The sequence below is a fragment of the Mesorhizobium sp. M7A.F.Ca.ET.027.02.1.1 genome (assembly GCF_004022985.1).
In the GTDB taxonomy this organism is placed as follows: domain Bacteria; phylum Pseudomonadota; class Alphaproteobacteria; order Rhizobiales; family Rhizobiaceae; genus Mesorhizobium.
The window spans coordinates 1-1,305 of record NZ_RZOL01000757.1 but is presented as its reverse complement, the minus strand read 5'-3'; the positions used below and the strand labels follow the sequence as shown (position 1 = coordinate 1,305).

Below are 1,305 nucleotides of genomic sequence, written 5' to 3'. Positions count from 1 at the left end.
CCTGGCATCACCGCGCTTGCGGCCGGCCTGCGCGACATCATCGTCGAGAACAAGGATGCCATCCTCGCCTTCGGCGCGGCGATCAACCAGAAACTGCTGTCCGGTCTGAGCGACCTGCTGTTCGCGCTGATCGGCGCCGATGCCAAGGCCAAGAACCCGTGGATCCTGACCTGGCGCGACGCCATCCTGCAGTTTGGCAGCGATTTTTCCGCCGTCATCGGCGGCGTTGTGCTGCCGCTGTTCAAGGCTGTGCATGATACAGCGACCAGTGTCGCCAATGCCATCAACGGCATCTTCGGCACCAATTTGACCGGCGGCGAATTGCTGATCGGCGCGGCTTTGCTGCAGCTGCTCGGCGTGTTCCGGTTGCTGGTCTCGACCTCCGGCGCGGTGATCGCAGCCCTGCGGCTGATCGGCACCGTCATCGCCACGATGTTCAGCGGCGGCGTCATCGCGGCGGCCACGACATTCTTCACCACCATCGTCGAAGGCGCCACCGCCTTCCTCGGCCTGGTCGCCGGGCTGGTGTCATGGCCGGGGCTGCTGGTTGCCGCGCTTGTCGCCGCCGGCGTCGCCATCTTCGTCTTCTGGGATGACATTGTTGCCGGCGCGCAAAGGGCGATTGCCAAGATTCAGGAGTTCTTCTCGGCCGACAATCTGGCGCGTGTGTTCCAGGGCCTTGTCGAGGCCGGCAAGCAGGCCGGCGTCTTGCTGGTCGAAGCGTTCAAGCTGGCGATCCAAGGCATCGGCGTCGTCTTGCTGGGCGCAGCCTCACTGGTCGACGGCTTCGTCAAGGGCGTGGTCACGGCGATCGACGGCCTCGCCGCGCAGCTTTTGCCGTCCTGGGACGGAATCGCCTTGGCGGCCAACGCTATTTGGTCGCAGATCTCCACCAATGCATCGGCAGCTTTCGCTATCATCGTCCAGAGCGCGACCGCGCTAGGCGGCCTGCTGGCGCCGGTATGGTCGGCGATCTCGACGGCCGGATCGGCGGTATGGACGACGATTTCCAACGCCGCCACGGCGGCCTTTGGCGGCATCGTCTCGATCGCTACGGCCGCGGTGAAAGCGGTCTCCGACACTGTCGGGTCGCTGATCGGCGCCGTTGTCGATGCCTTCACCGGCGCCAGCAGCAAGGTGGTGCAGGCAGCCGACGACATCGCGGCGGCCATTGCTCGCGCCACCGAGATATCGGGCGACGTGGCCGGTGCGGCGCAACTGGCCGATGCGCTGGTGGCGCCGTTCCGCCAGGCGCAGGCTTCGATCGAACAGATCATGGTCGCCATCCGCAGCGTGGTGCAGAGC

At 65.8% G+C, this 1,305-nt stretch carries 1 protein-coding gene; it reads left to right on the top strand.

Annotated features, from left to right (window positions below; genetic code table 11):
- On the top strand, positions 1-1,305 hold a 1,305-nt coding region (locus EN749_RS38030), incomplete at both ends, for a hypothetical protein (RefSeq protein WP_189367980.1).